3 protein-coding genes and 2 pseudogenes are annotated in these 5,058 nt (G+C 76.8%); 1 reads left to right on the plus strand and 4 read right to left on the minus strand.

The features are described from left to right. From ABEB16_RS05685 to ABEB16_RS05695, 3 genes and pseudogenes are all read right to left on the minus strand, one after another. Positions 1 to 235, minus strand: a pseudogene (locus ABEB16_RS05685) (hypothetical protein); the annotation flags it as partial. Positions 236 to 290: 55 nt separating this feature from the next. Further along, entirely contained in the window at positions 291 to 1,181 is an 891-nt protein-coding gene (locus ABEB16_RS05690; protein WP_345711297.1) for an endonuclease/exonuclease/phosphatase family protein, read from the minus strand. A 69-nt stretch (positions 1,182 to 1,250) separates the two neighbouring features. Next, positions 1,251 to 2,135, minus strand: coding sequence for an aldo/keto reductase (locus tag ABEB16_RS05695; protein ID WP_345711298.1), 885 nt, complete (start codon positions 2,133 to 2,135; stop codon positions 1,251 to 1,253). An 88-nt stretch (positions 2,136 to 2,223) separates the two neighbouring features. Between ABEB16_RS05695 and ABEB16_RS05700 the strand changes: the two genes are divergently transcribed. Then, the gene (locus ABEB16_RS05700; RefSeq protein WP_345711299.1) at positions 2,224 to 4,332 is read left to right on the plus strand and encodes a putative bifunctional diguanylate cyclase/phosphodiesterase; all 2,109 of its coding nucleotides are present in this window, start codon (positions 2,224 to 2,226) and stop codon (positions 4,330 to 4,332) included. A gap of 36 nt (positions 4,333 to 4,368) precedes the next feature. Here ABEB16_RS05700 and ABEB16_RS05705 read toward each other — a convergent pair. Next, positions 4,369 to 5,058, minus strand: a pseudogene (locus ABEB16_RS05705) (hypothetical protein); the annotation flags it as partial.

Here is a 5,058-nt window from a genome sequence, read left to right on the forward strand (position 1 = left end):
CGGTGGACAGGCGCACGACCTGCCGCAGCGTGGTGTCGGTGAAGCGCTGCACGGCGGGGCGGGCGCCGGCCTCGTCGGGCGGGGTGACCGAGGACGCGAACGAGCCGGTCCACGTGGTGCGGGGGGTGTGCTGCGCGGGCCGCTCGGAGGCGGTGGCGGACGTCAGCGCCGCGGGGGAGGCGAGGGCGGCGACCGCGAGGACGGCGGCGGCCGCGCGGGTGCGGGAGGTGGGCACGGGTTCTCCTGGGGTGCTCGGGGGTTTCGCGGGCGGGCTCTCGATCAGGTCGGGCTCAGATCCACCGCAGGCCGGGCTGCGACGCCGCCGGCGCCCACGAACCCGGCGGGTGCGCCGGCAGGCGCAGGTCGGCGACGACCCCGAAGTGGTCGCTCGCCCAGACCCCGCCCACCGCGGCGTCCAGCACCCGGAAGCAGCGCGCCACCTCCAGGCTCGGCCCGTGCGCGCCGCAGCGGACCAGGACGTAGTCGATGCGGCGCCCCAGCTCGGTGGGCATCTCCCCGGCCCGCACCAGCGGGTTGGCCGGCGTGAACGTGTGCCCCGGCGCATCCGGCCACGTCACCTCCCAGGCGTCGCGGTAGGCCACGCTCGTGCCGTGCAGCGACTGCCGGCCGGTGAGGAAGCGGACGCTCGCCGACTCCGGCGGGTCGTCGAGGTCGCCCAGCAGCACCACGTGCCGCGGTGCGGCCCGCCCGCGGCCGGCGAGCTCCTCCTCCACCGCCCGCGCGCACCGCACCGCCTGCAGCTCGCGCTCCAGGGCCCGGCCCAGCTCCCACGTCGGCTTGTGGTGCACCAGCAGCACCGGTCCCACGGGGCCCGGCACCTCCACCTCGGCCAGGACCGCCGCGCTCCACGGCAGCCCGACCCGGTCGTCCACGTGCAGGTCCACCTCGCGCACCGGCCGCAGCGGCCAGCGGCTGGTCAGCACCGCCCCCACCCCGTCGTCGGACGTCGCCCGGTGCGCCACGACCGAGCGCCCCGGCCCGGCGAGGTCCGCGACGTCCTGCGCGCGCACCTCCTGCAGCGCCAGGACGTCCGGGTCGACCGCGGCGATGCGCTCGCGCAGCACCTCCCGCCGGTGCGGCCAGTCGGCGTGCCCGGGCGCCAGCGCGTTCAGCGTCATCACGCGCAGCCGGCCGCGCTCGTCCACCACCCCGTCGCCCACCCCTAGCCGCTCCCCACCAGCGCGCGCACCCGCTCGGCGCTCACCACGGCCGCACCCCCCGGCCCCGTCTCACCAGGGCATCGTGACGAACGGGGAGGCGTAGGCCGGATCCCGGGCCAGCACCTGCTCCGCCTCGGCCACCGGGGCCCGCTGCGCCTCCGCGCGCAGCGACGGCCCCAGCAGCCGCACGTCCCCCGCGGTGGCCAGCCCCACCACCTCCTCGTGGGCCAGGACCCAGGACACCGCCGCGCGGACCCGCTCGTCGTCGGTGAACGGCTCGTACCAGGTGCTGTACGCCTGCCCGGAGGCGTCCTGCCCCGGCGCCAGGCCGGGCCAGTTGCGCCGCGCCACGGCCTTGATGGTGAGCAGCCCCGCGTCCTGGCGGCGCACCTCCGCCACCAGCGCGGTCCAGGCCTCGCGCCAGGCCGCGTCCCGCCACAGCACCGGGTTCAGCGGGGTGAGGACGGTGGCGAACGGGAAGCGCCGCAACGCCTCCAGGTGGGTCTGCGCGGCGATCGGGCCGTGGCCGGTGATCCCGACGGCGCCGACGAGGCCCTCCTCCTGGGCGCGCAGGGCCCCCTCCAGCGCCCCGCCGGGGCGGGTGACGGCGTCGAGGTCGGCGCCGTCGCAGACGGCGTGCAGCTGCAGCAGGTCGACGCGGTCGGTCCGCAGGCGCTGCAGGGAGGCGTTGATCTGGGCGTAGGCGGCCGCGGCGTCGCGCTCGCCGGTCTTGGTGGCCAGGAAGACCCGGTCGCGGATGCGCGGCATCCACGGGCCCAGGCGCAGTTCCGCGTCGCCGTAGCTGGCGGCCACGTCGAAGTGGTTGATGCCGCCGTCGAGCGCCTCCTGCACCGAGCGGTCGGCGGTGTCCTGGTCGACCTCCGCGAGGGCCGCCGCCCCGTAGACGAGGACGGAGCTGGCGTGGCCGAGCCGGCCCAGGCGTCGGGTCTCCATGCCCGAGTCCTACCACCGGCGACGGGGCCGCGCCCAGGGTTCCGCGGGTGCCACCCGCGGCCGGGACCGGGCGGAGTAGCGTCGTGGGGTGACCGACCGGGAGCGCGGGGACGGGGCGGCGACCGGCGCGGGCGCGTCGGCCGCCGCCGTGCTGGCCGCCGTCCTGGCCGGGCTGGACGCCCACGGCAGCGCGATGGTCAGCGTGCTGGAACCGGTGCGCGACGCGGCCGGCGACCTCACCGACTTCCGCGTGCTGGCGATCAACGACCGCTGGGCCGACGGGCACGGGCACGACCTCGTGGGGCGCCGGCTCACCGAGGTGGTGCGCCCGGAACGGCTGGCGCGGCAGCTGGGGCTCAGCCGCGCCGCGTTCGAGGCGGACGGTCCCGTGCACCGGGAGGAGGAGTTCCTCGAGGAACCGGTCGGCCTGCGGGTCGGCGAGGTCACCCGCACCCGGGTGGGGGACCTGCTCGTCGTCGTGTGGAACGACGTCACCGCGGCCCGCGCGGCCGAGGCCGAGCGGACGGCCACCGAGCAGCGCTTCCGCACCCTGGTGGAGCACTCCAGCGACGTGATCGCGATCGTCCGGCCGGACCGCTCCGTGGCCTACGCCAGCCCGGCGGCCACCCGGCTGCTGTTCGGGGAGAACGAAGACGGACGCTCGGTGACGGACCTGCGGTACGGCGACCCCATCGTGCCCCAGGACCTGGAGCGGACGCTGGACCTGTTCCAGCGCACCTGCGCCGCGCCGCCCGGCGAGGTGCTGCGCGACCGCGTCCGGGTCGTGGCCGCCGGCGGGCGGACGCGGTGGCTGGACGTCCGGGCGAGCAACCACCTCGACACGCCCGGGGTGGCGGGCGTGGTGCTCAACATGATCGACGTCACCGAGGAGCGGCTGGCCCGCGAGCAGCTCGCCCACCAGGCGGTGCACGACTCCCTCACCGGCCTGCCCAACCGCCGCTACCTCACCGAGGCCCTGCAGCACGCCATCGCCCGCGGCTCCCGCACCGGGCACGCCCTCGCCGTGCTCGTCGTGGACGTCGACCACTTCAAGCACGTCAACGACGCCTACGGCCACCCCACCGGCGACCAGCTCCTCGTCGCCGTCACCGGACGGCTGCGGGCCGCCGTGCGGCCGGCCGACACCGTCTGCCGCTTCGGCGGCGACGAGTTCGTCGTCCTCGCCGAGGACCTGCACCACCCCGACGACGCCCTCGTCCTCGCCAAGCGCCTCACCGCCGGCGTCACCGGCAGCTACCCGCTCGACGCCGCCGACGTGCACGTCACCCTCTCCGTGGGCGTCAGCACCACCACCGGCGACGGCACCCCGGACTCGCTGCTGTCCAACGCCGACCACGCGCTCTACGAGGCCAAGCGGCGCGGCCGCGACCGCGTGGAGGTGTTCCGCCCCGAGCTGCGCGAGCACCTCGTGGAACGCCTCGCCGTGGAGCGCGACCTGCGCCGGGCGCTGGAGGGCGAGGAGTTCGAGCTGTACTGGCAGCCGATCGTGCGCACCCGCGACGGGGCGGTCACCGGGGTGGAGGCGCTGCTGCGCTGGCACCACCCCGAGCGGGGGCTGCTGGCGCCCGGCGCGTTCCTGCACGTCGCCGAGGAGGCCGGCCTCATGCCCGTGCTGTGCGCGCGGGTGCTGCAGGAGGCGATCGGGCGGTGCGCGACGTGGTCGCGGCAGCTGCCCTCCCCGCCCCGGGTCTTCGTCAACCTCGACCGGCACCAGGTGCGCAACCCCGGCCTGGTGCGCGGCATCGGCGAACTCCTCGACCGCCACGGCGTCGACCCGGCGCTGCTCACCCTGGAGATCAGCGAGCGCCTGCTCGGCGAGGACGTGCCGCACGTGCGCTCGCTGCTGCAGCGCATCCGCGGCCACGGCATCGGGGTGGCGCTGGACGACTTCGGGGCCGGCAACACCGCGCTGAGCTGGTTGCAGGAGTTCCCCATCGACCTGCTCAAGCTCGACCTGGCGTTCACCGCCGCCCTGGGGCAACCGGCCACCCGCGCGATCGTCGAGGCCGTCCTGGCGCTGGCGCCGCGCCTCGGCATCGCCACGCTGGCCGAGGGCGTGGAGACCCGCGAGCAGCTTGCGACGCTGGTGGAGCTGGGCTGCGACTACACCCAGGGGTTCCTGCACGCGCGACCCCGCAGCGCCGAGCAGCTCACCGCCGAGCTGCTGCGCGGCTGACGCACTGCGCGGCGGGGCGGCGGCGTGGTGGGGCGCTCAGGTGGTGCGCAACCCCCCGAGGATCCACTCCTCCAGCTCGCCCACCTCGGCCGGTTCCAGCTGCAGCTGCGCGCTGGCGCACAGCTCCCGCAGCGCCGTCAGCCACGCCGCCGCCAGTTCGCGCGGGGACATCCCCGGCTCGGGCCGGACCCCCTCGTACACCAGGCCCTGCACGACCGCGGAGACGTTGGCGCGCCGGATGGGCTGCTCGCGCAGGTGGGCGCGGTCGCGCACCCGCTTCACGGTCCCGGCGTCGAACCCGTTGGCCTCCAGGTCCGCGGCGAGCTCCTCGAACAGCACGGCGTACTGCGCGCTCGTCAGCGGCGGCGCGTTCGTCACCAGGCACACCTGCGCGGGCAGCGGGGGCAGGTCGCCGCGGGCCAGCTCCGACACCCCCACCGGGACGTCGGCGTCGGTGTGCCGGCCGGGGTCGTACACGTACCCCGGGGAGGGCTGGCGCACGTAGCGCAGCTCGGGCAGGTACGCGGAGAGGAAACCGACGAACTTGCCCGCCCCGCCCCAGCCCCGCTCCGAGAGCGTCGGGTCCACCGCGAGGGCGGCCTGCGCCGCAGCGGCGGTGACCAGCGGCAGCGGCGCCGCCCGCACCGCCGTGCGCACCGCCTCGATGACCCGCTCGTCCGGGCGCGCGGCGGCGGCGCCGCCCCCGTCCAGCGGGGCGGCGGACCC

It is taken from the genome of Kineococcus glutinatus, assembly GCF_039542765.1.
Lineage (GTDB): Bacteria > Actinomycetota > Actinomycetes > Actinomycetales > Kineococcaceae > Kineococcus_A > Kineococcus_A glutinatus.

Coding starts and splice junctions, on each gene's coding strand:
- ABEB16_RS05695 (WP_345711298.1), bottom strand. CDS start 2,135: ATGGAGACCCGACGCCTGGGCCGGCTCGGCCACGCCAGCTCCGTCCTC.